Origin of the sequence: Pseudidiomarina sp. (assembly GCF_048267825.1) — a bacterium.
Classification (GTDB): Bacteria; Pseudomonadota; Gammaproteobacteria; order Enterobacterales; family Alteromonadaceae; genus Pseudidiomarina.
In genome coordinates this window covers 1-25,647 of record NZ_JBLWWR010000001.1, presented here as the reverse complement: position 1 = coordinate 25,647, position 25,647 = coordinate 1, and the positions used below count along the sequence as shown (strand labels likewise).

Here is a 25,647-nt window from a genome sequence, read left to right as displayed (position 1 = left end):
GCTAACGCAGGTTAATTTAAGTCGTCAGGTTCGATCAGTTCTCTGGATTTTGTTGTTCCAGTTCTTTTAGTGTTGTGCTGGTGAAATCATTATTCAAAAACACGTCGTTAAGAATGGTTTGTTCCATGAAACTGCGGGTGCCTGATTTTGTCGGGAAACGCACAATTAAGTGGATTTCACCGGCGGCGGGTACTGAAATGGTCACGCGAGGATCAGCCGATGGCACATCGATACCACGATGATCACTCATGCGCTGCATGTAACGTCGGGCTTGCTCAACATAATCGGAGCAGTGCCGGTTGGCGGCTTCCAGAAGGGCTTGTTGCGCTGCATGCCAGTTGTCTTCACGCTTAAACGGCACCGTAAATACGTGCAATACAAAGTCATGCGTATAACTTTCGTTGGTAACAGGCTCGGATACAAATAGCGAATTAGGTATTGAGATCATGCGCCCGGTACGCTGATGCGAGTGCTTGCCCGGCCCTACTTCCAATATTGTAGTTGTTAGTAGATTTTGATCGATAACATCACCACGGAAGTCTTTAATTTGTATTCGGTCACCGATACTGAATGCGCTGCCGCTTGATTTAACCAGGCTGCCGGTTAAACACATAATGAGTTCTTTCGTAGCAACGACGAATGCCACAGCAATGGCAACAATTCCGAGCGCCAGTGTGCGCAGCTCTTCTGCCCATATGAGCATTAAACCAACCACCATCAGCAACAACAGTGCATTACGCGTGTGAACAAACCAACGTCGACGCAAATCAGTTGAACGGACACTTTTACGAATAAATTTAGCAAGGATTGCACGCGCGATAACAATCGCGGCAATCAAGATCAGAGTTGAGATAACGGGACGCAGTAATTGCTCCGAAAATTGAAACTCGCTGAACAAATTCGTGAGTGAATCCGTATACATAGTTATATTTGTTCCCTATCTAACACGTGGTAACTCATCATACATCAGATTATCAATTATGATGCCCGCTGCTCGAGTAAATTTGATGTATATGCTATCTTTTATAGCCCAACAAGAGGAGTAACAGTATGTCTCTAAGAAATATTATAGTGAGCAGTTTTATTTCAGCTGGTCTTTTAGTGGGTGTCGCTCATGCTGACACCTGGCAGCTTGACAGTGACAACTCGGAACTCAACTTTGTTTCAGTTAAAAATGATCATGTTGCTGAAGTACATCGTTTTACTGAACTTCAAGGTGAGTGGCAAAACAATACTGTCACCATAGAAATTCCAGTTGTCAGTTTAGACACACAAATTCCCATTCGTAACGAGCGCATGCTTGAGCACCTCTTTAATTCGAATGAATACCCTATTGTAAGCGCTACAGCAACAATTGAAGACACTGTGTTGCTCGACATGCCTGTGGGTGAAACCTTGCCATTATCAGCAGATATGATGGTTTACATTGCTGGCGATTCTGACACGGTAAGCGCGCACATGCAGATAACGCGCCTTAGCGAAGACCGCTTTCTGGCAACCACAACACAGCCGGTCATTATCGACACTCAAGCATTCGGCTTGGTTAGCGGTATTGATAAGTTACGTGAAATTGCTGGCTTAGCACGTATTGATTACAGCGTTCCGGTTACCTTTAGTGTGCAGTTTACCCGTTAATGCAACCCGATTTAACCATTCGGCCAGCACGCGCGGCTGACGTGCCTCTGCTTGAAGCTCTTGAGCGCGAAACTTATGCGCTTGAGGGCTACCCGAGTGCGCTATTTTATCAAGCAATCGCGCAGTGGCCAGAGTTTACTATTGTTGCAACCCAACCGCATCGAGTATTGGGATATTTGTTAGCCGCACCTGGCACCGATAATGAACTTTGGATCATGTCGTTACTGATAGACCAACAGGCTCGCGGTCAAGGTATCGGTGCCCTGTTGGTCAAGCATCTGATAAACCACATCAGTCAACCTGCGAATCAGTTTAAGCACCTCAAACTCAGTGTTTCACCAACTAATCAAGCAGCGATAGCGCTCTATCAAAAGATGGGGTTCTCGAATGAGTGCCAGATTGATAATTTCCTGGGCCCCGGCGAACATCGATTGCTCATGCGTTACTAAGTGTGTTGACCTTGTAAATGCATCTCCCCTATAGTGACCCGACAGACGTTCATAAAAGTTTAATAGGGCACTATCTCAATTGTCGAAGGTTCGGATTAATCCACTCGTTGTTTCAGCAACGCTTTTTACTGCACTAGTCGCTACCCTAACGATTGGTGTGTTGGGCTTGTTAATGAATGCCGTGGTTGAACCGCAAAGTCTATTCGACCAAATGTTGTCCAACAATTCATCCCTTATCTGTATTGCCATAAGCTTTGCTATTGCTGGGCTTTTGTTTAAAAAACGGGTGCTACAATTTATCGGTAGTGGCGTTATTATTGCAGCAGCGCTACAGAGTTTGTTGGTTACAACCAACCTTTACAAAATACTCTTCATGCCGTGGCTAGCCGAACTTGAGGCAGCTATTTACCCCGCCATGATCTTATTATTTATCGTTCTTGGCATCATGCTCGCGTTAAATCCACGGCACCCTATCCAACGCATTTGGTTACGCGTTACGGCAGCACTGGTTACCTTATCGGCAATAGCCATGCTTGCGGCGCATATCAATCCAAACGGCTTCATGTGGTTGGGTCCCCATCCTGATATCACCAGTGTTGCCGCGGTACTCATTCTTATTCTGGGAGTTGGCTACAGCTTACTTGCCCAGCAGGATAATCCAGTTGCGGTGCTGCCAAGTAAGCAAGCGATGCTCATTGGCTTTATCGCGGTCTTTCTTACCAGTTCAGTCTGGTACTTGATGGGTTATTCAAGCCTGAAAAACATTCAAGCTCAAGCCGAAACCGAAGTAACACGACTCGCTTCGGCGCGTGCAACAATGGCCATGGTCAATGTCCAATTAATGGAACGGATGACAGAGCGCTGGGAAGTCGCCGCAGAAAATGAGTTCGATTTTGACCGCCGTGCCGATGTGCGCGCTTACCTACGCGATATTCCGCATTTACTCAGTCTTTCTGCGCTGGATGGGAATAAAGGCACAATTTGGCAAGAACATCGCGCGGATAGTAAAATAGCGAGTTTACAGGTATTGGCTGATCCTGAAGTGCAGCAATGGCTTGAGCAGCACCATATCGACACCCACTTTATTATTCCTGAATTAAACTTTGTACACACTGATCTATCCGCTGTAGCCCTGATGATTCTGCCGATTGCTGATGTCATTGACGACGTGCGCTATTTGATTGCTGTGTTCGACTTAGACACAATGTTGAATCCGGCCACGCGGCTAACTAACGATCAGATAAAAGTGTATACGCGTTTATCGCAACATGCAGAACGTAGCTTCGAAACCAACAAGCCTTCCCATCAAAATGAATTGATTTTAGCCAGTAGTGAACTGCAAATATCTCATGGCCCAAAGCTGGAATTAACCGCAACTTTATATGATTTCTCCGAGCTATCCTGGGCCGCCAACATGCGCACTGCGATTGTTGCGTTAGGGCTACTATTTAGTTTGGCTTTCGTTCTGATGTTTGAGCAAAATAAAGCTTTACGCCATCACAGTCAGCGCATTGCGCTCAGCCAGCGTAAAATTCGTAAACAGCGCCAAGAACTCTCGATTAACGAACAACGCTATAAAAGTTTATTTAGTCACCATCCAGATCCGGTATTTTCACTGGACTGCGACGGGCGCTTTACGCACGTCAATGATGCGTTCTGTCAGCAGTTAGAGGTAACTCGCGAAAATGTTCTAAATATGCATTTCAACGCATTTTTAAGCGATGACCAATTTGCGCGCGTGCAACCTATTTTTGAACAGGTTATCAATAAGTTAAGCAGTCAGAGGTACGATGCGGTTGTCACCACACATACATCCCACACGCCCAAAGTATTTGATATCACCAACTTACCTATTGTTATTGATGGTAACGTGATTGGTACGTTCGGAATTGGTAAAGACATTACACGGGTGCAACAGCAAGCTGAACAATTAGCCTATCAAGCAAACCATGACGGTTTAACGGGTCTGTTTAATCGCGCCGCATTTGAGCGCGAACTCAGCGCCATGCTTACTCAGCAACGGCAATTAAAAGACGATAACCTGCTTGCGGTTCTATTTATCGATTTGGATGGTTTTAAACCCGTTAACGACAGTTTAGGGCTAAAAGTTGGTGACGCTATTTTGCAGCATGTTGCAGCACGGCTTCAGGGCAGCATCAAGGAACCCAACCTATTAGCACGCTTTAGCGGCGATGAATTTGTCATGGCGGCTACCCATTTAACCAGCCAAGAGCAAGTTGAAGGCTTTGTACAGCACATTATGACGTGCATTGACGAGCCATATACCGTTGGTGAACATAAGATTTACTTAACCGCCAGCATTGGTGTTACCTTGTCGAAGCGAACAGTCAAAAATGCCCTGTCATTGATTCAACAAGCTGACATTGCAATGTCTCAAGCTAAGCAACAAGGCCGTAACCACTATCAGTTTTACACTGAGCAGCGAAAATCTATGTCGCAATCAGATATTTTATTGCGCAGCCAATTGCAACAAGCTATCGACGCCGAAAGCCTTAAATTGTATTACCAACCCATCGTTGATTTATCCAATGATAAAATCGTTGCAGTTGAAGCACTTATGCGTTGGACATTGGAAGATGGCACGGCCATTTCACCGGTTGAATTTATTCCTTTAGCCGAGGCAACCGGACAAATCATTCCAGCGGGGCGCTGGGCGTTAAAACAAGCTTGTAAAGATATTCACGAATTGCATAATTTAGGCATAGAACGTGTTGCCGTTAACTTATCCGCGTTGCAATTTCACCGGGCCAACTTCTTTGAACAAGTTGAATCTATCTTAGCTGAAAGCGGCACCAGCACCGATATGATCGAGCTCGAGTTAACCGAAAGTATCTTGATGGAGAACACCTCGAACGCCATCACCGTGCTGGAACGGATGCGTGAAATTGGTATCAGTGTGTCGATTGATGACTTTGGTACGGGTTTCTCCGGGTTAAGCTATCTAAAAACCTTACCAGTAAGAAAATTAAAAATAGACCGCGCCTTCATCAAGGAGCTGTCCGATTCGACAAGTGATCGTGTAATAACCCAAGGCATTATTAATATGGCCCGACAGGTTGGCTTAGAAGTTGTCGCTGAAGGTGTTGAAACGCCGGAGCAGCTTACTCTTTTAAAAGATTTCGGCTGTGGCTTCGGACAAGGCTTTTACTTCGCCCGTCCGATGCCACTTACCGATTTAATCCAGTTCTTAAAATCCCGCGTTTAGCGTAACTGTATTGTTAACTCGACGGTTTTAAATCTTCGTCATGCTGTTCAAGATCCCAAGGTAAACTACCTGGTGATATGTGCATGAACTGCAAATAGTTTTCAAACTGGTTAATCACGTCGTTGATAATGTCATTCGGTTCATAACCGTACAGATCATAAGCCTGACCGCCCTGTCGCAAGAAAACTTCCGCACGATAATATTCCGCGTCTGATTTGTCGCGTTTATCATTTATCGCAAACTGCGGGCGTTGATAGGCGCGCATGCGAACTTCATAGCTGAACTCAACTTCATCTTGACGACGGATAGTAAGTACCGCACGAACGTGATCAGGCTCATAGTCTGCAATCGCGTCCCATTTATTCCCGCCCAACTCTTTCGACACGTCGTTCAAACAGTCCATAACGGTGTGTTCAATGAAGTCGCGAACCTCTTTTTGACGCGGAAAATCAACCACACCCGCCAAACGTTTTTTCCAATACGAAGGCCCGGCATGAACACCGCGCCGATGTGTACGCATCGCGGTTTTCAAGCTGGCATATTGGTGCCCTTCAATGACCAAAGCGCGCCACATACCGAATGCGGCGATCAAAATTATCACCGCGAACGGCAAGGCACTCGCTATTGAAGCAGTCTGTAAGGCACCTAAACCACCGGCCAGTAACAGAACGCCAGCGACCACGCCCTCTGCCGTAGCCCAAAACACACGCTGCCACACGGGCGTTTCTGCGACACCGCCAGAGGCTAACGAATCAATCACCAATGAGCCTGAATCGGATGAGGTTACAAAGAAGGTCACAATCAGGATAACCGTTGCAATGGAAAGGAAGTTGGTCCATGGCAGGCGCTCGTACAACTTAAATAAAGCAATGGCTTCATCGTTTTGAACTTCGCTGATTAGCGCGGTATAGCCTTCATTCATAATGAGACTCAATGCCGTATCACCAAACACACTAAACCAAAAGAATGTAAACATGGTGGGTACGAACATGACGCCAAATACGAACTGGCGAATGGTGCGCCCACGACTTATTTTGGCGATAAACAAACCAACAAACGGCGCCCATGCAATTGTCCAACCAAAGATGAATAGTGTCCAGTTACCAATCCAGTCACTGCGTGAGTAGGCCTGCAGGTTAAACGTACGTTCAACAATGTTATTCAAGTACGAGCCAGTATTCTGAAGAAAGGTTTCGAGTATATGAACCGTTGGGCCCGCGAAGAACACAAAGAACAGCAGCAACAGCACCAACGTCATGTTTACGTAGGACAATCGCTTGATACCCTTATCCAAACCTGCCACAACGGACATGATGGCAAACACCGTAATCACCGCAATAGCAATAATCTGAACCGTGCTGCTTATTGGTATTTCTGGCCACAGATAGTGCAAACCAGCGTTAATCTGGATAACGGAAAGCCCAAGCGTGGTGGCGATACCAAACATGGTACCCAAAATAGCAAAGGTATCTACCGCATGCCCGGCTGGGCCATGTATTTTCTCACCGATAAGCGGATACAAGGTTGACCGCATCGATAAGGGCAAGCCATGACGGAATGAGAAATATGCCAGCACTAAACCAACCAGGCCGTAAATAGCCCAAATATGGAAGCCCCAATGAAAATAAGCAATCTGCATGGCTTGTTTCGCTGAATCGACCGTTTCGGCAGCACCAACAGGTGGGCTAGCATAATGCAGTACGGGCTCTGCAACACCAAAGAATAGCAGCGCGATACCGTAGCCCGCAGAAAATAGCATCGCAAACCAAGCGGGGAAACTGTATTCAGGTTCGGCATGATCAGGCCCTAGTTTTATTCGCCCCCATTTCGATACCGCAACAACGACAATAAAAACGAGGAAAATGGCAACGGCCAACATATAAAACCAACCGAAGTCTTTGGTTATCCAGGCTAAGACCTGACTGAATAACTCCCCTGCTAGTTTAGGGTTGCTTAAAGTACCAATAACAAGTAGCGCAATAACCGCCACGGCGGGAAAGAAAACTGGTGCCAATATGGCGGAGTTCCATTTCGCTTTTTCGCTCGACATGCGTGCTCACTCCTTTATAAATTGTTATTTAACCCTATGCGTTAAGAGGAAAAATTTCAAATCAGCGGCAACTCTGGTAGCCTATTTTCAAATTAATCGGAGCAACTAACCCCATGTTTCACCGCATCGCTGGCCCAGCTGCCGCTGTTTTTGTTTATTTTCTCACGCATTCTATTTTTGCAATGCCCGCTGCAGCTGCCTGGACATTAGCGACAACCGTTTGGGTTGCATGGTGGTGGATTTCTGAAACCATCGCCCTACCCGCTACCTCGCTATTGCCATTCGTATTGTTACCTTTAGGCGGTATTTCCAGTGTGAACGAAGTGTCCGGTGCCCTCGGCAACCCGATAATCTTACTGTTTATGGCCGCCTTCATGTTGGCTAAAGCCGTTGAAATGAGCGGCGTTCACAAACGTATTGCGCTGGGGTTAGTACGAAAACTTGGTAACAGTAGCGCCAGGCGCGTGGTTTTCGCCTTTATGATTGCTACTGCTTTTTTGTCGATGTGGATCTCAAATACTGCTGCGGTTTTAGCCTTACTACCCGTCGCGCTAGCCTTGGCCGACGCCAGTTCTGATCAAAAATTCCAACGCGCACTACTGCTCGGGCTCGCTTATTCGGCTTCGGTTGGCGGTATTGCCACATTAATCGGCACGCCGCCTAATTTAATCTTCGCATCGGTGTATGAAAGTTATACCGGCGTAAGCTTTGGTTTTACCCGCTGGATGCAAGTGGGCCTGCCGCTCGTGGTGGTCGGTATTCCATTAATGGCATGGTGGTTAACCCGCGGCCTTAAAACTCAAGAAATGCTAAAAATAGCCGAAAATGGCCCGATACGCAGCGTTGAAAAGCGCGTACTTTTGGTTTTTGGTACGGTGATTGTGCTGTGGATGACGCGCACCGCGCCATTTGGCGGTTGGTCTGGAGCCTTGTGCTTAGGTGATGTTGGCGACGCCACAGTAGCTTTTATCGGCGTGCTGGCGTTGTTTGTGTGGCACGACCGTGAAGGAACAGCACTGCTTGAGTGGCGTGATGCAGTGAACATTCCTTGGGGCATTCTGTTGCTGTTTGCTGGTGGTATTGCGCTTGCACAAGGCTTTGTCAGTAGTGGTTTAAGCAACATTATCGGCGACGCGCTGGTTGGGCTTGGCGGCCTTCCAACGTGGCTGTTGGTATTCTGCCTGGCTATCTCGGTAAGCCTGTTAACAGAAGTGACCTCGAACACGGCAACAGCAACCTTGCTGATGCCCGTTCTGGCCGCTGCTGCCGGAGCACTTGAGTTGCCACCGGAAATGCTCATGATTCCAGCGGCTATTGCCTGCAGCTGTGCGTTCTGTCTGCCAGTAGCAACACCACCGAACTCAATCGTCTTTGCTGCTGAGCGCATTACCATCAAAACCATGGTGCGTGAAGGCATGATGCTCAACCTGCTCATGGCAGTGGTTACCACCGTGATTGTTATGTTGTTTGTTTAATGCGTTTACGCGTTATCTAAATGCAACACACTCATGTAGGCCGCAATATTTACGTCATACGAGGTGGTTTGCTTTAAATAGTCTGACATAGCTTCTAGCGCATCCGGTTCGCCATGCACCAAATGCACTTGAAGGTCTGGTGGTAGCTTAGAACTCGCTAACCAATCGCCAATTTCTTTGTAATCAGCATGCCCGGAAAGCCCGTCTAAACGGCGAATGCGGGCTTTGACGGGTAACCATTCACCGTGCACTTTAATATGCTCCACACCCTGCTCCATTTTCGCACCGCGCGTACCGCCAGCCTGATGCCCGGAAAATAATACTGTGGCCCGATGATCACCCAACCAATGCTTAAAATGGTGCAAAATACGCCCGCCAGTGGCCATGCCGCTACCGGCGATAATAATGTGAGGCCCTGTTTGTTTGGCGATTGCTTTTGAGTCTTCAACATGTGACGTATAGATAACAGCTTTTTCTGCAGCCTGGCATTGTGCATCTGAAAGCCGATGAAACTCATGATAGTCACCATAAATGTCCGAGGCTTTTATCGCCATAGGGCTATCAAGAAAAATCGGCATTCGCGGCACCTTGCGTTCCGCCATGAGTGTCACCAGCATATGCTGCAACAGTTGCGCTCGCCCCACCGCAAAACTCGGTATCAGCAATACGCCGCCGCCTGCTGCGGTTTCATTCACAACGTCGGCTAGCTGTTCCCAAGGGTCTTCTTCAGTGTGACGACGATCACCATAGGTAGACTCCAGTAATAACACGTCAACCGCGGGCAACGGCGCAGGTGGGTTCATTAATATATCGTGCGGCCTACCAATATCACCACTAAAACCAATACGCGTGCCCTTATGCTCCGCAATAACACTGGCAGCTCCTAAAATATGGCCCACCGGATTAAGATAGAAGGTAATATCACCGATGGTGAATTCTTTATTAAATTCAACGCTTTGAAGTAAATCAAGCGCCGCTACAGCAGTTGCTTCATCGTACAAAGGTTCTGGATTCTCATGTCGGCTGAGTTTATGCCGGTAGTAAAATTTCGCGTCTTCTTCCTGAATTCTTCCGCTGTCTGGCCACAGTAACCCGCACAGTCTGGCCGTTGCATGATGTGTAAACACAGGGCCACGGTATCCATGGCGATACAGCACTGGAATAAATCCCGAATGATCAAGGTGAGCATGTGTCAGAACAATAGCGTCAACATCCTGTATGGCCATGGGTAAAGGCTGCCAATTACGTCGCCGCAACCACTTGTAACCTTGGAATAAACCACAATCCACCAACACCCGCGTGGTATCAGTTTCAAGCAAGTATTTTGATCCTGTTACGGTTTCACAACCGCCTAGAAATGTTAGATGCATGAACAGCTCCTTGTGCTTTGTCCATTAAAGCAGCCAATCGATAGGGAGTAACGCTAACGTACGCATGCTTAAGCGTCGCCACCACGATACGCCGGGTTCCGTGTTATATCGGGTAATTCTTGGGCCTAATCGCTCTTCCCAGTATAGCTGGTCATTCTCATCAAGCTGCACACGGTAGGCGTAATTTGGTATGGTGTTTTCGAAGGCGTGATCAATTTGCTTGGCCAGCGCCTCGTTATGAATGACGAAGCCCAGTTCTGTATTTAGTTCTAGCGACCGAGGATCGAAGTTGAATGAGCCGAAAAATACGCGCTCTTTATCCACGCTGAACGTTTTAGCATGCAAACTTGACGCCGCCCCACCAAATCGCTCTTTACCTTTTAGACGCTGCCGTCGCAGTTTTCGTTCTTGTTTACGCGCCAACGGCGAAACCTTTTGCACCTCATAAATCTTGATACCGGCTTTTAGTAGCGTTTTCCGCCATTTTGCATAGCCTGCATGCACAACGGCTACATCCGTTGCTTCCAGTGCGTTGGTTAAAATCGTGATTGCAACCCCACGTTGAGCCATTGCACACAGCAGTGAAACGCCAGCCTGAGTTGGCACCAAATAAGGTGACACAAGCCGCACGCAATGTTGAGGATTACCGATAACTTGCTGCAACTGGTAACCAAGCAACTGATTTTGTTGTGCAAGCCCCAAGGTTTTATTGGGATTGTCAGTAACCAGCTGCACATCGGCCCAGACAAATTTCATTTGTTGATTTAGAAAATTTTGTACAAAGGGTAATTTGCGTACGGCTTGAATGTAACGCTGCGCATTCGGATCAGATTCTAGTTCACTCGCTCTGTATTCAAGTGCTTCAAGGCTTTGCGGCTTTGAAAGCGTAAATAACTCCGACAATGGCGTCGCTGACACACTATTCCAATAATTTTCAAATTCTACATTCGCATCGTCAACTACCGGACCAATCATCAATGCGTCGAGATCTGCAAAAATCATATCGTCGTGGGCGCCAAAATATTCGTCACCAATATTGCGCCCACCACTAATCAACATCTGCTTATCGGCAATGAATACTTTGTTGTGCATGCGTTTATTAATGCGGGCGAAATCAGCAAGGTAATTGATAAATCGGGGCCAACGAAGGCGCAGCGGGTTGTAAAGTCGAATGTCAATATTGGGGTGGCTTTGCAGCCCAATTAGCGCGGCATCGAGGCCTGCAGTATTATGGTCATCCAGCAGTAATCGTACCTTTACGCCGCGCTTCGCAGCCTCATGCAGTGCCCCAAACAGCAACGTGCCTGTACGATCATTGCGCCAAATATAATATTGAATGTCTAAGCTAAATTGAGCATGACGCGCCATCACCACGCGAGCCGCAAAAGCCTCTCGGGCGTTGATTAACGGCAACACACCACTTTGCTGCGGATGCTGTGCTAACAGTGGCGTGATGACGTCAGAAAAGTGACCTTCTGGCACCTCGGTCATGACTTATCAGTATCTTCCTTGTTGCTATCGTTTTGTTCTGGTTTCTGGTCGTCGGGGCTCAATGCGCCGACGCACAACCGGCAGTCGCCGGTGTCTGCAACAGAGCTTTCAACATAGCGTAGCTTATGCCGTGACCGACCGCGATTGGCAGACACCTGATACACCCGCTGACGTTCTTCTTCAGGCGTTAACTTCGTATCTTTATCATCGGCGTTGCTCATGCTCACTCTCCTAAAGCTTTGGCCCGCTCAGCGCGTTCTGATTCAGTATGTTCAAGAATCCAACCATGTATCTGCTCCTGAACAATCTGAGCGAGTACATTAATATGACCAGGTTCAGCATTTAACGCTGGAATATAGGCGTAGTCTTTACCACCTGCTTCCATAAAGTATTCACGGTTTTCTTCACCGATTTCTTCGATGGTTTCTAAACAATCTGAACTAAACCCTGGGCAAACAACCTGAATACGTTTAATACCCTGCCCCGGCAGGGCCTTCAGAGTTGCATCTGTATAGGGCTGCAACCATTCTTCACGACCAAAACGTGACTGAAAGGTAGTGATGTATTCATGTTTTTGCAAGCCTAACTGTTCGGCAATCAAACGTGACGTTTTGTGGCATTCACAATGGTACGGGTCACCTTCATGCAGGTACCGAAGCGGCACGCCATGATATGAAAGAATCAGCTTCTCCGGCTTGCCTTGGGTTTCCCAGAACTGTTTAATGCTTTGTGCAACCGCTGCGATATACGCAGGGTGATCATGGTAGTGACTGACGAACCGGAAGTCTGGCAACCAGCGGCGTTTATTGAAATCGGCGCTAATTGCATCAAAAGTTGAACCCGTCGTTGCCGCTGAATACTGCGGGTACAGCGGTAATACCACCAGCTTCCGCGCACCCGCATCAAATAGCTCTTGCAAGCCCGACGCAATCGATGGGTTGCCGTAGCGCATGGCGTATTTCACCACCACATCATCGCCATAACGTTCAGCGAGTTTGGCTTGCAATGCTTGCTGCTGATCTTTGGTGTGAAAAAGCAGTGGTGAACCGCGTTCAGTCCACACAGTTTTATAAGCAGCAGCTGAACGACGTGGTCGAATACGCAAAATCACCCCATTCAAAATCAGCCACCAAAGCAACCGTGGTACTTCAACCACACGTGGATCAGATAGAAACTCACGTAAATACCTGCGCAATGCCGATGTTTCTGGGGCGTCTGGTGTACCTAGGTTGGTAATTAAAACACCAATTCTGTCAGTTTGAGCATGGCTAAATTTGGGGCTACCTTGATAGCGCATCGATATCTACTCCATTAATTGACGCCTACTTCAGGGCGTTTACGTCCACAACGTTATCTTATTGCGAATTTCACCAGTTGTGACCCATTCGCGTAACTGATCGGCCATACGTTGACCTTGATCAACGGCTTGTTGCCAATACCTAAAGCGTTCGGCAACACTGAGTTTGGCAAAGTCGGTCCTGTCTGGAATCTTGCCATAGGGCAACGACGCTATAAATTCGGGCGAAGGTGACATTAAGATCACATTCGGCCACTTTGTACCTGTGGTTCGACGCCATTTAAGACTTTTATCGAACCAACCAGGCACCACCTGATGATAAAAATGTGGATAAAGCACCAGGCCATTAACTTGAGATAAATCCACGTCAAAATGATAATCCGTGATACCGCCATCACGATACATACCGGCCGGTGCACCAGGTATATCACGAACCCCTTCGAGCACCATAGGAATAGAACCGGTGGCCAACAACGCAGACTTAAAATTATCAGCGGTTAACGTGGCTTTTAACGTGGGTATATCAACCCAGTTCCTGGCAAACCCCACATCCGAATTAGGATGATGAAAAATAACACGGTCATAAAAATGCCCTAACCAACGCCGATTAACCGCATTCACCGCGGCCGAACCCAATAACCCCGCCAATTGACGCTTTCCATTCACTGCCGATAGCCCGCGACACCGCGTCACTATCCAATGATGGCGAAACTTATCCTGCTCTAATATCTTCGGCACCACATTATCGGGAATGTATTCGTGCAGTAATTTAATTGCTTCGTCAGTAATTTCGCGTACGTCAGGCTTTTCACTGTAGGTTTGTTTGCGATACAAGCGACAAAAAAGGTCACTCGCCGCCACCGGATCAGCTTGCCCCAGGCTCGCAAATCGCCAGGCTCCGGCCGAGGTTCCAAGCATGTCTAAGGGTTGCTTGCGCTGTGCAAAAAAATCGCCAAACAAGTACCGATCAAGCCCCTGCAAGACAAACCACTTTGGGCCACCAGAAGCTCCTAGCAATAAACCTATGTCATCTGCATTTAAGCCATTTTCCTGAACATGAAGCCAAGCTTCACGCCCTGCCTTTATCCTCAACCAATCGGTTGTCATTGTTGTCATAATCCTTGTCGGCATCCGATGTTACATACGTTGAGTATATCGAAAAAGCTACTTCAAGGCAGCTGTTGTCGCCTCGATTGTACCAATCTGATATGCTTGTTCACTACACATTATGAACTTGCAATTGAGAGATAAAATGAAAGTCATTTCCTTTAATATTAATGGCATCCGCGCTCGCCTTCATCAGCTTGAAGCGCTTATCGAAAAACACAATCCTGACGTTATCGGCCTGCAGGAAACCAAAGTTCATGATGAGCAGTTCCCGCTCGCTGATGTGCAAGCCTTGGGCTATCACGTTATTTTTCACGGGCAAAAAGGTCATTACGGCGTTGCATTGTTAAGTAAGAAACCATTGGAAAACCCAACATTTGGCTTCCCCAATGATGGCGAAGAAGCCCAGCGGCGTATGATTATGGGTGATTTTGTTACCGATACCGGTGAACGGATTCGCGTACTTAATGGGTATTTCCCGCAAGGCGAAAGCCGTGACCACCCGTTAAAGTTTCCTGCCAAAGAAAAGTTCTACGCTGATTTAATGCATTACCTGAACAGTGAGCTGGATAGCGACCAACCGGTGATCGTCATGGGTGATGTAAATATTTCCCATCAAGATTGCGATATTGGTATTGGTGAAGACAACGCAAAGCGGTGGTTACGAACTGGTAAATGTAGCTTTTTACCCGAGGAGCGGGTTTGGTTAAATACCCTTCTGGATTGGGGCTTAGTAGATACTTATCGCCAACATCATCCAGAAGTAACGGACAGATTTAGTTGGTTTGACTACCGTTCACGAGGCTTCGATGACAATCGCGGATTACGAATCGATCTAATTCTAGCCACACCAAAGCTTGCTACGCTGTGTACCGACACAGGTATTGATTATGACCTGCGAGGTATTGAAAAACCTTCTGATCATGCGCCAATTTGGAGCACCTTCTCAATTTAATAGCCTCAGCTAACAGCCTTTGCCGCCTGACATTAATGTTCGTCTGGCGGCAATTCCTTCAATGCTTTTCGTAATATCTTACCCAAGTGCATATAAGTAGGCTGCGGGTGCGGCTGAACGTTGAGTTTGGAAGCTAAATCACTATACCAATGCGTGAGGCGCGCATCGAGCTTGGTATTAGCTCGCCGCCCCAACCAAAACCACCCCTGAAATGGCAACGATAATAGAAATAAAGATGTGACCAGAGCTTGGGGAAGCATCACCGTCCCCTGCCATTGCCACTGCACCGCTAAATTAAGCACCGCAATAACAGGCATCCACCGCGCTGCAAATGCAACGGCTGGAATAACGCGTGTTTCTGTCATTGCCGCAACCACCGCGTGCCGTGGCCAAACGTGTGCATAGTGTTGACCGTCTTTCAAAAGCTTCCAAAAGTTCATAAATTCATGACTCGTTGTTCGTTATTCAACCAAGAATTTTTAATCATACTTTTCAATAAGTTACTGACTTCACGGCAGCTAACCCACAGAGTTATCCACATAAATTGTGGAGAATTCACAGCAGCTTTGACACAATGTTTAAATGAACTAAACATACCAAGAGAATTCAAATTTTATGACTATCGCAGTATATGGCATTCCTAATTGTGACACGGTGCGCAAAGCACGCAAATGGCTTGAGCAACAGCACGTTGACTTCACCTTCCACGATGTTCGCGCTACCCCAGTACCGCCAGAAACATTATTTGCCTGGCTTGCACAGTTAGGACAAGATACTGTGATTAACAAGCGCAGTACAGCGTGGCGTCAATTTAGCGAAACTGAACAACAAATTTCAAATGCTGATCAGGCTGTTGCACTGTTGCAACAACATCCGACGTTGATGAAACGGCCTTTATTAGATGTGCATGGCCAATTCATTGCCGGGTTCAATGAAACGAAGTGGCAACATGCTTTGGAGCAACGTTAGTGGAAACTATTGAACTGGCTTGTGAGCTTATCAAACGCCCGTCGGTGACGCCCAACGATGAAGGTTGTCAGCAGTTGCTTGGGGAACGCCTTGCTAAGATAGGTTTTAAACTGGAAAGCATGGTATTTGATGATACCACCAATTTATGGGCACGACGCGGTGACAGTGGCCCCGTTTTTTGCTTTGCTGGCCATACTGATGTTGTTCCTGCAGGTGCCGAACATGCTTGGATCTACCCGCCATTTTCAGCCACCCGCAAAGATGGCTATATTTTTGGCCGCGGCGCAGCCGATATGAAAGGCAGCTTGGCGGCTATGGTTGTTGCCACTGAACGATTTGTTGCGAACAACCCTGAGCATCAAGGCAGTATTGCATTTTTAATTACCAGTGATGAAGAAGGCCCGTTTATCAATGGCACACCAAAAGTTGTGGAAACTCTGGAAGCGCGCCAAGAAAAAATCACTTGGTGCTTAGTTGGCGAACCCTCAAGCACTGCCGAACTTGGCGATGTGGTAAAAATAGGCCGACGCGGAAGCCTTACTGGCGATTTGACGGTATTTGGCATACAGGGCCACGTTGCTTATCCGCATTTAGCTGAAAACCCTGTCCACAACGCGGCACCAGCATTAGCTGAGCTGGCACAACAAAGCTGGGATGACGGCAATAGCTCGTTTCCACCAACCAGTTTTCAAATTTCGAATATTCAGGCTGGCACTGGTGCCGGCAATGTGATTCCGGGTGAATTGCATGTGCAGTTTAATTTTCGGTTTAGCACCGAATCAACCGCGGAACAGCTAAAGCAGCGTGTGGTAACAGTTTTAGACAACCATCAGTTAGATTACTCGGTGCAGTGGAAGCTTAACGGCGAGCCGTTTTTAACCCAGTCTGGCGCTCTGGTAGAGGCAACAGTGAACGCTATTGCCGAGTACACCGGAAGGCTGCCCGAGCTGTCGACTGCTGGGGGAACCTCCGACGGGCGTTTCATTGCCCCCACCGGCGCACAAGTTATTGAGCTGGGCCCGATAAATGCAACCATCCATAAGGTTAACGAATGCGTCAGCGAAGCTGACTTAGAAACGCTAACTCGGGTGTACGAAAAGGTGCTTGAAAACTTATTATGCTAACACCAGCGGAACTGTGCGGTATTGCTAACAGCCATGTAAAACAAGTAACGGGCGAACGCGAAGGTGTATGCCTGCAACCGAGTGTGGCTGACGCCTACCTCGCAATGCGCGAGGCTGCTGCGACCGATGGGATACATCTAGCAATTGCCTCTGCTTTTCGCGATTTTGAACGCCAACGCGCTATCTGGAATCGGAAATTTAATGGCGACGCCCCGTTGTATAACGACCGCGGTGAGTTATTAAACACAACCCAGCTCTCAACCGGTGAAAAAATTGAAGCTATTTTAACCTGGTCAGCGCTACCAGGAGCGAGCCGGCACCATTGGGGAACTGATTTTGATGTGTACGACCCTACCCCTTTCGCTAGAGGTGACAGAAAGCTCCAACTGATTCCGGCTGAATATGAACTCAATGGGCCGTGCTATTCGCTTCATCAGTGGCTGATAAAGTATGCACGTGACTTTGGCTTTTTCTTCCCGTACGCACGCTATCAAGGGGGTGTCGCAGCCGAGCCGTGGCACCTGAGTCATCAAACACTCGCCAGTGAAGCTCAAGCAGCTTTGAACACTAAATTACTCCATCAACTCATCGACCAGCACGATATTGCTGGTAAAGCCTATCTACAAGAGCAGCTTGGTGATATAAAGGCGCGATTCATCGACGCAATTTGCAGCGCTGACATTACCGCAGGTGACATATGGTTTGGTTAATGATTTTACTGGGTGTAGGCATCATTATTGGCAATTTGATGCTACTCAAACATACCGCACATATAAAAATGCCGTCGCTGAAAGATCATCAGCAACGGCACCAAGAGCAAGAAGAAAAAGACAACGATAAATGGTCAGACGATTAAAGCGGCACACCTAAACGTGCAGCCACTTCTTCGTACGCTTCAACCACACCGCCTAAACCTTGACGGAAACGATCTTTATCGAGCTTCTTACGTGTTTCTTTATCCCACAAACGGCATCCGTCTGGGCTAAATTCATCGCCAAGTACAATATTACCGTCGCCATCCACACCAAATTCAAGTTTGAAATCGACCAATAACATACCCGCGTCATCAAACAGCTTGCGCAGCACATCGTTAACTTTAAACGTCAACGCTTTCATTTGTGCTAACTGTTCCGCTGTCGCCCAACCAAAAGAAATCGCTAATGATTCATTGATGAGTGGATCGTGCAGTGCATCATTCTTTAAAAACTGCTCAAACGTTGGCGGATTAAGTGCCTGACCTTCAGTAACACCAAGGCGACGTACCAAAGAACCCGCTGCAAAGTTACGAATCACGCACTCAACCGGAATCATATCCAGTTTTTTAACTAAGGTTTCGGTTTCACTTAACACTTTATCAAGTTGAGTTGGGATACCTGCGGCTTCCAACTTGGCCATAATAAAGTTGTTAAACTTATTATTCACCATACCTTTGCGTTCCAGCTGCTCAACTTTTTCGCCATCAAATGCTGACGTGTCGTTGCGGAACTGAAGAATTAACCGCTCGGGGTCGTCCGTGGTAAACACGGTTTTGGCTTTTCCCCGATATAATTCAGTACGTTTTTCCATGAGCAGCTGTATCTCCGAACAGTTAGCGATTAAAAGTGCGTGTATTATAAGCCACTTTGGGTGCGAATTTCAGCAGCAAAAGGTGCAAAAATTTCCAGTACCTGATCGGCTTCGATAGCTTTATTGTCACGGAATAACGTGATTGACGTGCGGCTACGGTCACCGGTCACTTTCACTTCATAGTCACCGTTAGGTAACGTGAGCTTACCCTCAGAACTATTACCCCAGAATAAGAAGCCCGACTCTTCTGAATTGTACGTTGTATAATAACGTCCAGTTTGCTGGTTAAAGTCATTTACCTCAAACCCAAGCTCTGGCAGCACTTCTTGCATCAGTGCCCACGTATAACTAAAGCTGGCACCGATCATAATGCTGGCGTAGCCATCTTCATCAAAGCCCATATCAATCACTACAGAGCCATCATCGTCGATATCTGCAACGCCTTTCTGTTGCGTAATACCAATTTCGCTGATCACTGTGTTGAGTACTTTTGCAGCGGCTTCACGATCCTGAAAATTTAAATAGTTGGCGCTGATGGTTACATCGTTATTGCTCACGATATCGCGCTCACTGACAGTACTGATCAAGGCTGTAGTCCGGCCATGCTCGGCGGTGTCCAGCGCAATTTTAATTTTCCGGCTAACCGCAATTTCCGTTTCATCTTCGCCATAGGTAAATGAATCCGTCAACCAGTCCGTAACCACAAACTGCTTTTCAACTTGTTGATCAAGACTTACACCGCGAGTACGAAGAGCTTGCAAAACACCCTGCCAAACATATTGTTCAACGTCTGACATGCCTTCTAATTCATCGAAAAATACCCGAACCTGGGTTTCATTTTCTTCAACCCGACTGCCTTCCGCCACCGGCCATACCAGCGTTGGCGCTAAAATAGGTACATTTTTACCAATCGGCGCTTCTTTCTCAGCATCCGGTATCGCATAACGGTTCGTTAACGCAGGTAATTGCTTATTTGGCGCAGGTTGAATTTGAGTAACTGTTTGTAACTTCGTGTAGTCGAACTTACCTTCAGCTTGCTCTTTGGGCGTAAAACTACAAGCACTAACCAGCACTGTTGTGGCACCAGCTAGTACAATTAAATTAAATTTCATTATGACTCCGCTCTAGATTAAACCTGCTTGTTTTAATGTTTGTTCGATGTGTTGTTGCTGCGGAAGTTCCGGCTCAAGCATCGGTAATCGATAAATAGCTTCTAATTTCCCCATCAGAGCGAGTGCCCATTTCACCGGAATTGGATTGGATTGCACGAACATAGCTTCGTGAATACTGGCTATTTCAGCATCAAGTGCTTTCGCAGTAGCCGCATCCCCAGCGGTTGCTGCAGCCACCATAGCTTTCATTTTTTCGGGAACAACGTTGGCAGTTACACTAATCACACCGTGACCACCTTGCAGCATGAACTCGCAACCGGTGGGGTCATCCCCGCTCAGTAAAATAAAATCGTCGCCGCATAGTTTTTTTAACTGAATAATCCGTGAAACTTCGCCAGTGGCTTCTTTGATACCGACAATATTTGGTATTTCGGCCAGCTCTGCGACTTGCTCGGGTAAAATATCCGACGCCGTTCGTCCCGGCACGTTGTACAACAATTGCGGCAAATCAGATGCTTCCGCGCACGCTCTGTAATGCGCCATCAGTCCGCGTTGCGAAGGCTTATTGTAGTACGGGTTTACGTTGAGAAAGCCTTGTATCGGAAGTGTGCTCATACGCTCTGTCAAAAACACCGCTTCAGCAGTCGCGTTCGATCCATTACCGGCAATCACACCAATACGACCCGCAGCGATTTCTGCAACTGCAGACACCACCATAATATGCTCGTCGTGACTCATTGTTGCCGACTCACCCGTGGTTCCCATCGCCACAATTGCATCAGTACCAGCTTCACAATGCCAGTTTACCAACGCCTCAAGCGCGTTAAAGTCGACATTGCCTTGTTGGGTAAAGGGTGTCACTAACGCGACAATACTACCTGTTAACATACTGCCCCCAAAATTAATCTCTGTTCCAATGGTACTTTTACCGTCCGGCAATGACAAGGCTGTCAGTATCTTTGCTTCCAACCAACGCTTCTTTTATGATGGCTGCCTTGTAGTTATTTATTCACACGCGTTGTATGGAGCGATTATGAATACATTAAAAGCTGGCGATAAAGCACCACAATTTACTCTACCCGATGCCAATAATAACGACGTGGCATTGGCGACCTTATTGCAACAAGGCCGAGTACTCGTTTATTTCTACCCTAAAGCAATGACGCCTGGTTGCACGGTACAAGCGCAACAGCTGCGTGATCATCAACAGCAATTGCGTGACCACGGTGTTCAAGTTGTCGGTATAAGCACCGACGAACCTAAGCGCCTCGCTAAATTTACAGAACGTGACCAACTCAATTTCACCTTATTAGGCGACGTTGATCATCAAGTCGCTGAAGCTTTTGGTGTCTGGGGCCTCAAAAAATTCATGGGCCGCGAATATGATGGCTTGCACCGCATCAGCTTTTTAATTAACCAAGACGGCAGCATTGCCCACGTATTCGACAAATTTAAGACCAAAGACCACCATCAGGTGGTGCTTGATTATCTAGCACAAGCTTAATCTGTTATTTATTGTGGTTCCGTTGGTGTAGGTGGTAACTCGGGTTTAGACGATAAAGCTGTAAATACAGCCTTGACCAAACTTGCCAACGGAATCGCAAAAAACACGCCCCAAAACCCCCAAATACCGCCAAACACCAGAACTGCCGCAATGATATACACCGGATTCAAATTCACGACTTCAGAAAACAATAATGGCACTAAGAGGTTGCCATCCAACGCTTGAATGATTAAATAAACGATCATTACCCAGGCGAACATCCCCGTCCAACCGAATTGAAATAACGCCACCAAAAACACTGGAATGGTCACCACCGCAGCGCCAATGTACGGAATAAGTACTGAAAAACCAACCAAGACCGCCAACAACACCGCATAGCGCAAATCAAAGAAAGCGAAACATAAGTAGGTAAACACCCCAACCACAAACACTTCAACAGCTTTGCCGCGAATGTAGTTCATTATTTGCATATTCATTTCGTCGCTGACTTGAGAAATCAAACGTCGGTTGGTTGGCAGAATTCGGTTTAAGTGCTGCAACAATTGGCGCTTGTCCTTCAACATGAAAAACACCAAAAGCGGCACAATAATCAAATAAATCAGTAAGGCCATAATGCCAATTATGCGGCTAAGCGACTGGCTTAAGATGTTTTCGCCAAATACCAGGGCGCGGTCTGTGGTCGTTTGAATAAAGTGGTTTATATTGTCCTGGCTGATGTATTCAGGAAACATTTCGGGCAAGCGATTCAGCAGTACCTTCACCTGCGCAAACATTTGTGGCAACTCAGCTACCAAAGCTACCGACTGCTGCCATATAACCGGCATTAGGAACAACATTAACACCACAATAAGCGCCACAAAACTGAGGAAGGCGATGCCTACTGCACTGAGCCGCGGCAAGCCAGCCCGGACCATACGTTGCACAGGCCACTCCAACAAGTAGGCCAGTACCAAGGCGACTAAAATAGGTGCCAAAATATCGCTAAATAAAATAATTAGCGCGAAAGTCAGAAGTAACAATAAAAACAACGTTACCGCATCAGGATCTGAAAATTTGCGGTTGTACCATTGTTTTAAGTAATCAAACATACTCGGCAGCTCCAAGAAGTTGGGTAAAAACATTGCATGCTACCCATAGATACCACATCATAGCTTTGAACGTAGAAGAGTTACAGTATTGCACCACTAAAACGGGAACCTTTTCACAATTTTATACTCATAGCATCAGGTTATTTAGGCGCGAACGATGAAGCAGTTATTGGGAAAATTTGCCGCAGTTGCACTCGGTGTGAGTATTGCACTGAGTTCAAGCAGTTATGCTCAGGAACGCTTACCAGAAATTGGTACAGCCGGCGCCTCGGTCATGACCATTGAACGCGAGCGCATTTATGGTGATATGTACATGCGTCAATTGCGTGCCATGGCACCACTCATTAATGATCCGGTGCTTGACGAATACTTAGGCGACCTTGGCTCGCGTATGGTTCGTGAAGCTGATGGTGTGCGTTTCCCATTTAACTTTTTTTGGGTTAACCAGAGTGAAATCAATGCCTTTGCGTTCTTTGGCGGTTACGTTGGTGTCCATACCGGTCTAATTTCTGAGGCTCGCACCGAATCTGAACTTGCCGCAGTGCTTGCGCATGAAGTTGCGCACGTATCGCAACGGCATCTTGTGCGTAATATGGAACGCATGTCGAACGCCTCCCCCACCACCATGGCTGCAATGCTCGGTGCCGTTATTCTTGCTGTGATTAATCCTCAGCTCGGTATGGCCGCACTAACAGGCACCATGGGGGTTTCAAAACAGATGCAAATTAATTACACCCGCCAGTTTGAGCAAGAAGCGGACCGCGTCGGTCTGAGCATTCTGGCGCGTTCCGGCTTTGACCCGATGGGTTCGCCCGACTTTTTCGGTCGTTTGACCGAAAAATACCGCTACATGTCGCGCCCACCTGAAATTTTACTCACCCACCCCTACAGTGAAAATCGATTGGCCGATATGCGTACCCGTGCAGAGTCGATGCCAACCCCTGTAGTGCGTGACCCAACGTCGTTTTTGTTAGCAAAATATCGAATTGAAGCGCGTTATATCAAGTCGCTTAGTGAAGTTGAACTGCGCCGGCAAATTGATGAAGCCGAAAGTCCGCTTATCAAGAAAGCAGCCCAGTATGCGCTCGCTATTGTACTGCTCGATAACCGACGCGCTGAAGAAGCTGAGAAAGTCCTTGCGCCATTGTTACGGGCTGAGCCACTCAATACATTTTATATCGATGTACAAACCGATGTGTTACTGGCGCAATCGCGTAACGACGACGCCTTGGCACTGCTTGAAAATGCTTATATACGTCAGCCAAACGAGCAAACCATTACAATCAACTTTGCCAATGCTGCAGTGGAAAGTAAGAAATACGACTTAGCGATTGCTTTATTGCGTGATTATTTACAAAAAAATGATAACCACGTTCTCGCACTCGATCTGCTTGGAACGGCATACCGACTAAACGGGAATATTAGTGCTATGCATGAAACCCAAGCTGAACTGGCAGCCTTGCACGGCGCCTTTGATCAGGCCATTGACCACCTGCACAAAGCGCACAAGCAAAGTAGCCTTGAACTCGAGCGGCGCCGGTTACAAGCGCGCATTGAGCAGCTCATGTCACAAAAGCAACTGTTACAGAGCTTAAATTCTTAGCTGAGCTTCAATTCGCTTCCATTACTGTTCACGTTGGGTTGCTGTTGCTAAGCTCGATAACGTTTGCTCGCCGAGCAACGGGCCTTTCACTTCACCTGCAGGCGTTATTACATAGGTTGCTGGTAACATATTTGGCTGTGGGAAAGGTAGCGCGGGCAACGGCTCGTTTTGAATCAGCGGAAATTGTATCTGATAGTCTTCGCGAAGCTTGGCTAATGCGGCGTTATCTAAACCATCAAAACTAACCCCGAACAACTTAACCTTGTCGCCATATTCCGCGTGGAATTCATTCAGCTCAGGTAGCTCCCGTAAACACGGCGCACACCATTCCGCAAAATAGTTCACCACCACATAGTTACCTTGCAGTTGTTTCCACGAATGAGCACCGGCAGTATCTGTATGGAAATCTGGCGCAGGCTGACAACCACTGACAAAAGCTACTGAAGCAAGTAAAACAACTGGCAAAAATCGACAACGCATAGACTTTCCCTTAAGCTATTGCTTTATTTTCTGGAGGATTCTAAGCCATGGCATCGGTAACTATTTACCACAACCCACGCTGCTCAAAAAGCCGCCAAACATTACAGTTACTGGAACAACACAACATTCAACCAACCATTGTTGAATACCTGAAATCGCCACCTAGTTTGACAGAATTACAAACCTTGGTAAAACAGTTAGGCTTTGTTTCTGCGCGAGAATTGATCCGCTCCAAAGAAGAAGCTTATAAAGCGCTGGACTTAGCCAATGAAACGGATGAAAGCGAGCTACTGCAGGCCATGGTCGATAATCCAAAGTTAATTGAACGTCCTATTGTTGTGGTTGGTGATCAAGCACGCTTGGGCCGCCCGCCCGAGGCTGTACTTGAGATTATCGAAGCATGACGCCTAAAGTTTTAATCCTCTATTACAGCCGTAATGGCGCTACACAGCAGTTGGCGGACGCTATAGCCACTGGCGTGCAACAAGCGCAAGGCGATGCTCTATTGAGAACTGTATCCGGTGGTGGTGAACCAGCAAGCAGTCGTGACCTAAACATTGAAGTGGATGACCTCACCCTTTGTGATGGTTTGATTATGGGTAGTCCGGTGCGCTTCGGGCACATGGCCAGTGGTCTGCAACAATTTTGGGAACAAACCAGTGCCACGTGGCTGAAGGGGCAATTGCAAGGTAAGCCTGCTGCAGTATTTACATCAGGTAGCAGCATGCACAGCGGCCAAGAATCAACCTTGTTGGCAATGGGTGTGCCTTTACTGCATCACGGTATGATGTTGTGCGGTATCCCCTACACTGAACCCGCTATTCAGCAAACCACAACGGGCGGTTCACCCTATGGCGCAAGCCATGTCGAACATGGGCAAGGTAATAAATTGAGTACGCACGAATATCAGGCGGCGGTGGCACTTGGCAAGCGCGTAACATACGCTGCGCGCGCATTAATTATTGAACGCGAGCAAGGAAATTTATGAACCCGGAACAGTCCACCAAGAACATTCGATTTTTAGCGTTAGCAAGCTACATTGGTTTGTTAGTTCTTATGATTATCTGGCAAGTTTGGTGTCAAACTGACAGTGAATTCAGTCTAGGCTTTCGCATTGGTTTGTGGATTGTGCCATTACTTTTTGCA

The 25,647-nt window shown here is 47.2% G+C and carries 27 protein-coding genes; 14 read left to right on the top strand and 13 right to left on the bottom strand.

Annotation, left to right across the window (positions count from 1 at the left end; all coding sequences use genetic code 11):
- Positions 1 to 34 precede the first annotated feature (34 nt).
- A complete protein-coding gene (locus ACN0UN_RS00135) occupies positions 35 to 922 on the bottom strand; it encodes a mechanosensitive ion channel domain-containing protein (protein ID WP_417658173.1) in 888 nt (295 codons plus the stop codon).
- Between the two features lie 128 nt (positions 923 to 1,050).
- Here ACN0UN_RS00135 and ACN0UN_RS00130 point away from each other — a divergent pair, with 128 nt between their 5' ends.
- From ACN0UN_RS00130 to ACN0UN_RS00120, 3 genes are all read left to right on the top strand, one after another.
- Positions 1,051 to 1,635 carry a YceI family protein gene (locus ACN0UN_RS00130; RefSeq protein WP_417658172.1) on the top strand — a complete coding sequence of 195 codons (585 nt, stop codon included), beginning with the start codon at positions 1,051 to 1,053 and terminating at the stop codon, positions 1,633 to 1,635.
- On the top strand, positions 1,635 to 2,084 hold the full coding sequence (locus ACN0UN_RS00125) for a GNAT family N-acetyltransferase (RefSeq protein WP_417658171.1): 450 nt from the start codon (positions 1,635 to 1,637) through the stop codon (positions 2,082 to 2,084). Before ACN0UN_RS00130 ends, ACN0UN_RS00125 begins: the two co-directional genes overlap by 1 nt.
- Positions 2,085 to 2,163: 79 nt before the next feature.
- Positions 2,164 to 5,310, top strand: coding sequence for an EAL domain-containing protein (locus ACN0UN_RS00120; RefSeq protein WP_417658170.1), 3,147 nt, complete (start codon positions 2,164 to 2,166; stop codon positions 5,308 to 5,310).
- Positions 5,311 to 5,323: 13 nt separating this feature from the next.
- Here ACN0UN_RS00120 and ACN0UN_RS00115 read toward each other — a convergent pair whose 3' ends face one another.
- On the bottom strand, positions 5,324 to 7,360 hold the full coding sequence (locus ACN0UN_RS00115) for a BCCT family transporter (protein WP_417658169.1): 2,037 nt from the start codon (positions 7,358 to 7,360) through the stop codon (positions 5,324 to 5,326).
- Between the two features lie 113 nt (positions 7,361 to 7,473).
- Here ACN0UN_RS00115 and ACN0UN_RS00110 point away from each other — a divergent pair, with 113 nt between their 5' ends.
- Entirely contained in the window at positions 7,474 to 8,835 is a 1,362-nt protein-coding gene (locus ACN0UN_RS00110; RefSeq protein ID WP_417658168.1) for an SLC13 family permease, read from the top strand.
- Positions 8,836 to 8,840: 5 nt separating this feature from the next.
- Here the strand turns inward: ACN0UN_RS00110 and ACN0UN_RS00105 are convergent, their stop codons facing one another.
- Genes ACN0UN_RS00105 through ACN0UN_RS00085 form a run of 5 tightly spaced genes read right to left on the bottom strand, consistent with a single transcriptional unit; the run spans position 8,841 to position 14,100 of the window.
- Positions 8,841 to 10,205 carry an MBL fold metallo-hydrolase RNA specificity domain-containing protein gene (locus ACN0UN_RS00105; protein WP_417658167.1) on the bottom strand — a complete coding sequence of 455 codons (1,365 nt, stop codon included), beginning with the start codon at positions 10,203 to 10,205 and terminating at the stop codon, positions 8,841 to 8,843.
- A 24-nt stretch (positions 10,206 to 10,229) separates the two neighbouring features.
- A complete protein-coding gene (locus ACN0UN_RS00100) occupies positions 10,230 to 11,696 on the bottom strand; it encodes a phospholipase D family protein (protein WP_417658166.1) in 1,467 nt (488 codons plus the stop codon).
- Entirely contained in the window at positions 11,693 to 11,917 is a 225-nt protein-coding gene (locus ACN0UN_RS00095; RefSeq protein ID WP_417658165.1) for a hypothetical protein, read from the bottom strand. The genes ACN0UN_RS00100 and ACN0UN_RS00095 overlap by 4 nt, the downstream gene beginning before the upstream one ends.
- A 2-nt stretch (positions 11,918 to 11,919) precedes the next feature.
- Positions 11,920 to 12,993, bottom strand: a complete 1,074-nt coding sequence (gene hemH, locus ACN0UN_RS00090; RefSeq protein ID WP_417658164.1) for a ferrochelatase — start codon at positions 12,991 to 12,993, stop codon at positions 11,920 to 11,922.
- A gap of 39 nt (positions 12,994 to 13,032) precedes the next feature.
- Complete coding sequence (locus tag ACN0UN_RS00085) at positions 13,033 to 14,100, bottom strand: alpha/beta hydrolase (RefSeq protein WP_417658163.1); 1,068 nt, start codon at positions 14,098 to 14,100, stop codon at positions 13,033 to 13,035.
- Positions 14,101 to 14,245: 145 nt separating this feature from the next.
- Between ACN0UN_RS00085 and xthA the strand changes: the two genes are divergently transcribed.
- On the top strand, positions 14,246 to 15,055 hold the full coding sequence (gene xthA, locus ACN0UN_RS00080; protein WP_417658162.1) for an exodeoxyribonuclease III: 810 nt from the start codon (positions 14,246 to 14,248) through the stop codon (positions 15,053 to 15,055).
- 32 nt (positions 15,056 to 15,087) lie between these two features.
- On the opposite strand, the gene yfbV is transcribed toward xthA, so the two are convergent.
- Positions 15,088 to 15,495, bottom strand: a complete 408-nt coding sequence (gene yfbV / locus ACN0UN_RS00075) for a terminus macrodomain insulation protein YfbV (protein ID WP_417658161.1) — start codon at positions 15,493 to 15,495, stop codon at positions 15,088 to 15,090.
- A 175-nt stretch (positions 15,496 to 15,670) separates the two neighbouring features.
- Here yfbV and ACN0UN_RS00070 point away from each other — a divergent pair, with 175 nt between their 5' ends.
- Genes ACN0UN_RS00070 through ACN0UN_RS00055 form a run of 4 tightly spaced genes read left to right on the top strand, consistent with a single transcriptional unit; the run spans position 15,671 to position 18,004 of the window.
- Positions 15,671 to 16,024 carry a Spx/MgsR family RNA polymerase-binding regulatory protein gene (locus ACN0UN_RS00070; RefSeq protein WP_417658160.1) on the top strand — a complete coding sequence of 118 codons (354 nt, stop codon included), beginning with the start codon at positions 15,671 to 15,673 and terminating at the stop codon, positions 16,022 to 16,024.
- Positions 16,024 to 17,148: a succinyl-diaminopimelate desuccinylase gene (gene dapE / locus ACN0UN_RS00065; RefSeq protein WP_417658159.1), complete on the top strand. Its 1,125-nt coding sequence runs from the start codon at positions 16,024 to 16,026 to the stop codon at positions 17,146 to 17,148. Before ACN0UN_RS00070 ends, dapE begins: the two co-directional genes overlap by 1 nt.
- Positions 17,142 to 17,858, top strand: coding sequence for a M15 family metallopeptidase (locus ACN0UN_RS00060; RefSeq protein WP_417658158.1), 717 nt, complete (start codon positions 17,142 to 17,144; stop codon positions 17,856 to 17,858). The genes dapE and ACN0UN_RS00060 overlap by 7 nt, the downstream gene beginning before the upstream one ends.
- Entirely contained in the window at positions 17,846 to 18,004 is a 159-nt protein-coding gene (locus ACN0UN_RS00055) for a DUF2897 family protein (protein WP_417658157.1), read from the top strand. Before ACN0UN_RS00060 ends, ACN0UN_RS00055 begins: the two co-directional genes overlap by 13 nt.
- Here the strand turns inward: ACN0UN_RS00055 and purC are convergent.
- The 3 genes from purC to dapA are packed head-to-tail and all read right to left on the bottom strand — an operon-like array spanning position 18,001 to position 20,714.
- A complete protein-coding gene (gene purC, locus ACN0UN_RS00050) occupies positions 18,001 to 18,714 on the bottom strand; it encodes a phosphoribosylaminoimidazolesuccinocarboxamide synthase (protein ID WP_417658156.1) in 714 nt (237 codons plus the stop codon). The genes ACN0UN_RS00055 and purC overlap by 4 nt on opposite strands.
- 44 nt (positions 18,715 to 18,758) lie before the next feature.
- Complete coding sequence (bamC, locus tag ACN0UN_RS00045) at positions 18,759 to 19,826, bottom strand: outer membrane protein assembly factor BamC (protein ID WP_417658155.1); 1,068 nt, start codon at positions 19,824 to 19,826, stop codon at positions 18,759 to 18,761.
- A 12-nt stretch (positions 19,827 to 19,838) separates the two neighbouring features.
- Positions 19,839 to 20,714, bottom strand: a complete 876-nt coding sequence (gene dapA / locus ACN0UN_RS00040; RefSeq protein WP_417658154.1) for a 4-hydroxy-tetrahydrodipicolinate synthase — start codon at positions 20,712 to 20,714, stop codon at positions 19,839 to 19,841.
- A gap of 145 nt (positions 20,715 to 20,859) precedes the next feature.
- Between dapA and bcp the strand changes: the two genes are divergently transcribed.
- Positions 20,860 to 21,330: a thioredoxin-dependent thiol peroxidase gene (gene bcp, locus ACN0UN_RS00035; RefSeq protein WP_417658153.1), complete on the top strand. Its 471-nt coding sequence runs from the start codon at positions 20,860 to 20,862 to the stop codon at positions 21,328 to 21,330.
- A gap of 8 nt (positions 21,331 to 21,338) precedes the next feature.
- On the opposite strand, the gene ACN0UN_RS00030 is transcribed toward bcp, so the two are convergent.
- Positions 21,339 to 22,418 carry an AI-2E family transporter gene (locus ACN0UN_RS00030; RefSeq protein ID WP_417658152.1) on the bottom strand — a complete coding sequence of 360 codons (1,080 nt, stop codon included), beginning with the start codon at positions 22,416 to 22,418 and terminating at the stop codon, positions 21,339 to 21,341.
- A 157-nt stretch (positions 22,419 to 22,575) separates the two neighbouring features.
- Here ACN0UN_RS00030 and ACN0UN_RS00025 point away from each other — a divergent pair, with 157 nt between their 5' ends.
- On the top strand, positions 22,576 to 24,021 hold the full coding sequence (locus ACN0UN_RS00025; protein ID WP_417658151.1) for a M48 family metalloprotease: 1,446 nt from the start codon (positions 22,576 to 22,578) through the stop codon (positions 24,019 to 24,021).
- A gap of 21 nt (positions 24,022 to 24,042) precedes the next feature.
- Here the strand turns inward: ACN0UN_RS00025 and ACN0UN_RS00020 are convergent, their stop codons facing one another.
- Positions 24,043 to 24,501: a TlpA family protein disulfide reductase gene (locus ACN0UN_RS00020; protein WP_417658150.1), complete on the bottom strand. Its 459-nt coding sequence runs from the start codon at positions 24,499 to 24,501 to the stop codon at positions 24,043 to 24,045.
- A gap of 47 nt (positions 24,502 to 24,548) precedes the next feature.
- Here ACN0UN_RS00020 and arsC point away from each other — a divergent pair, with 47 nt between their 5' ends.
- The 3 genes from arsC to ACN0UN_RS00005 form a co-directional block, all read left to right on the top strand.
- On the top strand, positions 24,549 to 24,905 hold the full coding sequence (arsC, locus tag ACN0UN_RS00015; RefSeq protein ID WP_417658149.1) for an arsenate reductase (glutaredoxin): 357 nt from the start codon (positions 24,549 to 24,551) through the stop codon (positions 24,903 to 24,905).
- On the top strand, positions 24,902 to 25,489 hold the full coding sequence (locus tag ACN0UN_RS00010) for a flavodoxin family protein (RefSeq protein WP_417658148.1): 588 nt from the start codon (positions 24,902 to 24,904) through the stop codon (positions 25,487 to 25,489). The genes arsC and ACN0UN_RS00010 overlap by 4 nt, the downstream gene beginning before the upstream one ends.
- On the top strand, positions 25,486 to 25,647 hold a 162-nt coding region (locus ACN0UN_RS00005), incomplete at its 3' end, for a DUF2069 domain-containing protein (protein ID WP_417658636.1). The genes ACN0UN_RS00010 and ACN0UN_RS00005, both read left to right, overlap by 4 nt.

What these genes read in the sequence shown, in the direction of transcription:
- ACN0UN_RS00025 (WP_417658151.1), top strand. Translation starts at nt 22,576, where the DNA reads ATGAAGCAGTTATTGGGAAAATTTGCCGCAGTTGCACTCGGTGTGAGT.
- hemH (WP_417658164.1), bottom strand. Translation starts at nt 12,993, where the DNA reads ATGCGCTATCAAGGTAGCCCCAAATTTAGCCATGCTCAAACTGACAGA.
- ACN0UN_RS00130 (WP_417658172.1), top strand. Translation starts at nt 1,051, where the DNA reads ATGTCTCTAAGAAATATTATAGTGAGCAGTTTTATTTCAGCTGGTCTT.
- ACN0UN_RS00010 (WP_417658148.1), top strand. Translation starts at nt 24,902, where the DNA reads ATGACGCCTAAAGTTTTAATCCTCTATTACAGCCGTAATGGCGCTACA.
- arsC (WP_417658149.1), top strand. Translation starts at nt 24,549, where the DNA reads ATGGCATCGGTAACTATTTACCACAACCCACGCTGCTCAAAAAGCCGC.
- ACN0UN_RS00135 (WP_417658173.1), bottom strand. Translation starts at nt 922, where the DNA reads ATGTATACGGATTCACTCACGAATTTGTTCAGCGAGTTTCAATTTTCG.
- ACN0UN_RS00105 (WP_417658167.1), bottom strand. Translation starts at nt 10,205, where the DNA reads ATGCATCTAACATTTCTAGGCGGTTGTGAAACCGTAACAGGATCAAAA.
- xthA (WP_417658162.1), top strand. Translation starts at nt 14,246, where the DNA reads ATGAAAGTCATTTCCTTTAATATTAATGGCATCCGCGCTCGCCTTCAT.
- dapA (WP_417658154.1), bottom strand. Translation starts at nt 20,714, where the DNA reads ATGTTAACAGGTAGTATTGTCGCGTTAGTGACACCCTTTACCCAACAA.
- ACN0UN_RS00060 (WP_417658158.1), top strand. Translation starts at nt 17,142, where the DNA reads ATGCTAACACCAGCGGAACTGTGCGGTATTGCTAACAGCCATGTAAAA.
- ACN0UN_RS00095 (WP_417658165.1), bottom strand. Translation starts at nt 11,917, where the DNA reads ATGAGCAACGCCGATGATAAAGATACGAAGTTAACGCCTGAAGAAGAA.
- ACN0UN_RS00110 (WP_417658168.1), top strand. Translation starts at nt 7,474, where the DNA reads ATGTTTCACCGCATCGCTGGCCCAGCTGCCGCTGTTTTTGTTTATTTT.
- bamC (WP_417658155.1), bottom strand. Translation starts at nt 19,826, where the DNA reads ATGAAATTTAATTTAATTGTACTAGCTGGTGCCACAACAGTGCTGGTT.
- yfbV (WP_417658161.1), bottom strand. Translation starts at nt 15,495, where the DNA reads ATGAACTTTTGGAAGCTTTTGAAAGACGGTCAACACTATGCACACGTT.
- ACN0UN_RS00100 (WP_417658166.1), bottom strand. Translation starts at nt 11,696, where the DNA reads ATGACCGAGGTGCCAGAAGGTCACTTTTCTGACGTCATCACGCCACTG.
- ACN0UN_RS00085 (WP_417658163.1), bottom strand. Translation starts at nt 14,100, where the DNA reads ATGACAACCGATTGGTTGAGGATAAAGGCAGGGCGTGAAGCTTGGCTT.
- ACN0UN_RS00115 (WP_417658169.1), bottom strand. Translation starts at nt 7,360, where the DNA reads ATGTCGAGCGAAAAAGCGAAATGGAACTCCGCCATATTGGCACCAGTT.
- bcp (WP_417658153.1), top strand. Translation starts at nt 20,860, where the DNA reads ATGAATACATTAAAAGCTGGCGATAAAGCACCACAATTTACTCTACCC.
- ACN0UN_RS00030 (WP_417658152.1), bottom strand. Translation starts at nt 22,418, where the DNA reads ATGTTTGATTACTTAAAACAATGGTACAACCGCAAATTTTCAGATCCT.
- ACN0UN_RS00055 (WP_417658157.1), top strand. Translation starts at nt 17,846, where the DNA reads ATGGTTTGGTTAATGATTTTACTGGGTGTAGGCATCATTATTGGCAAT.
- ACN0UN_RS00125 (WP_417658171.1), top strand. Translation starts at nt 1,635, where the DNA reads ATGCAACCCGATTTAACCATTCGGCCAGCACGCGCGGCTGACGTGCCT.
- ACN0UN_RS00070 (WP_417658160.1), top strand. Translation starts at nt 15,671, where the DNA reads ATGACTATCGCAGTATATGGCATTCCTAATTGTGACACGGTGCGCAAA.
- purC (WP_417658156.1), bottom strand. Translation starts at nt 18,714, where the DNA reads ATGGAAAAACGTACTGAATTATATCGGGGAAAAGCCAAAACCGTGTTT.
- ACN0UN_RS00020 (WP_417658150.1), bottom strand. Translation starts at nt 24,501, where the DNA reads ATGCGTTGTCGATTTTTGCCAGTTGTTTTACTTGCTTCAGTAGCTTTT.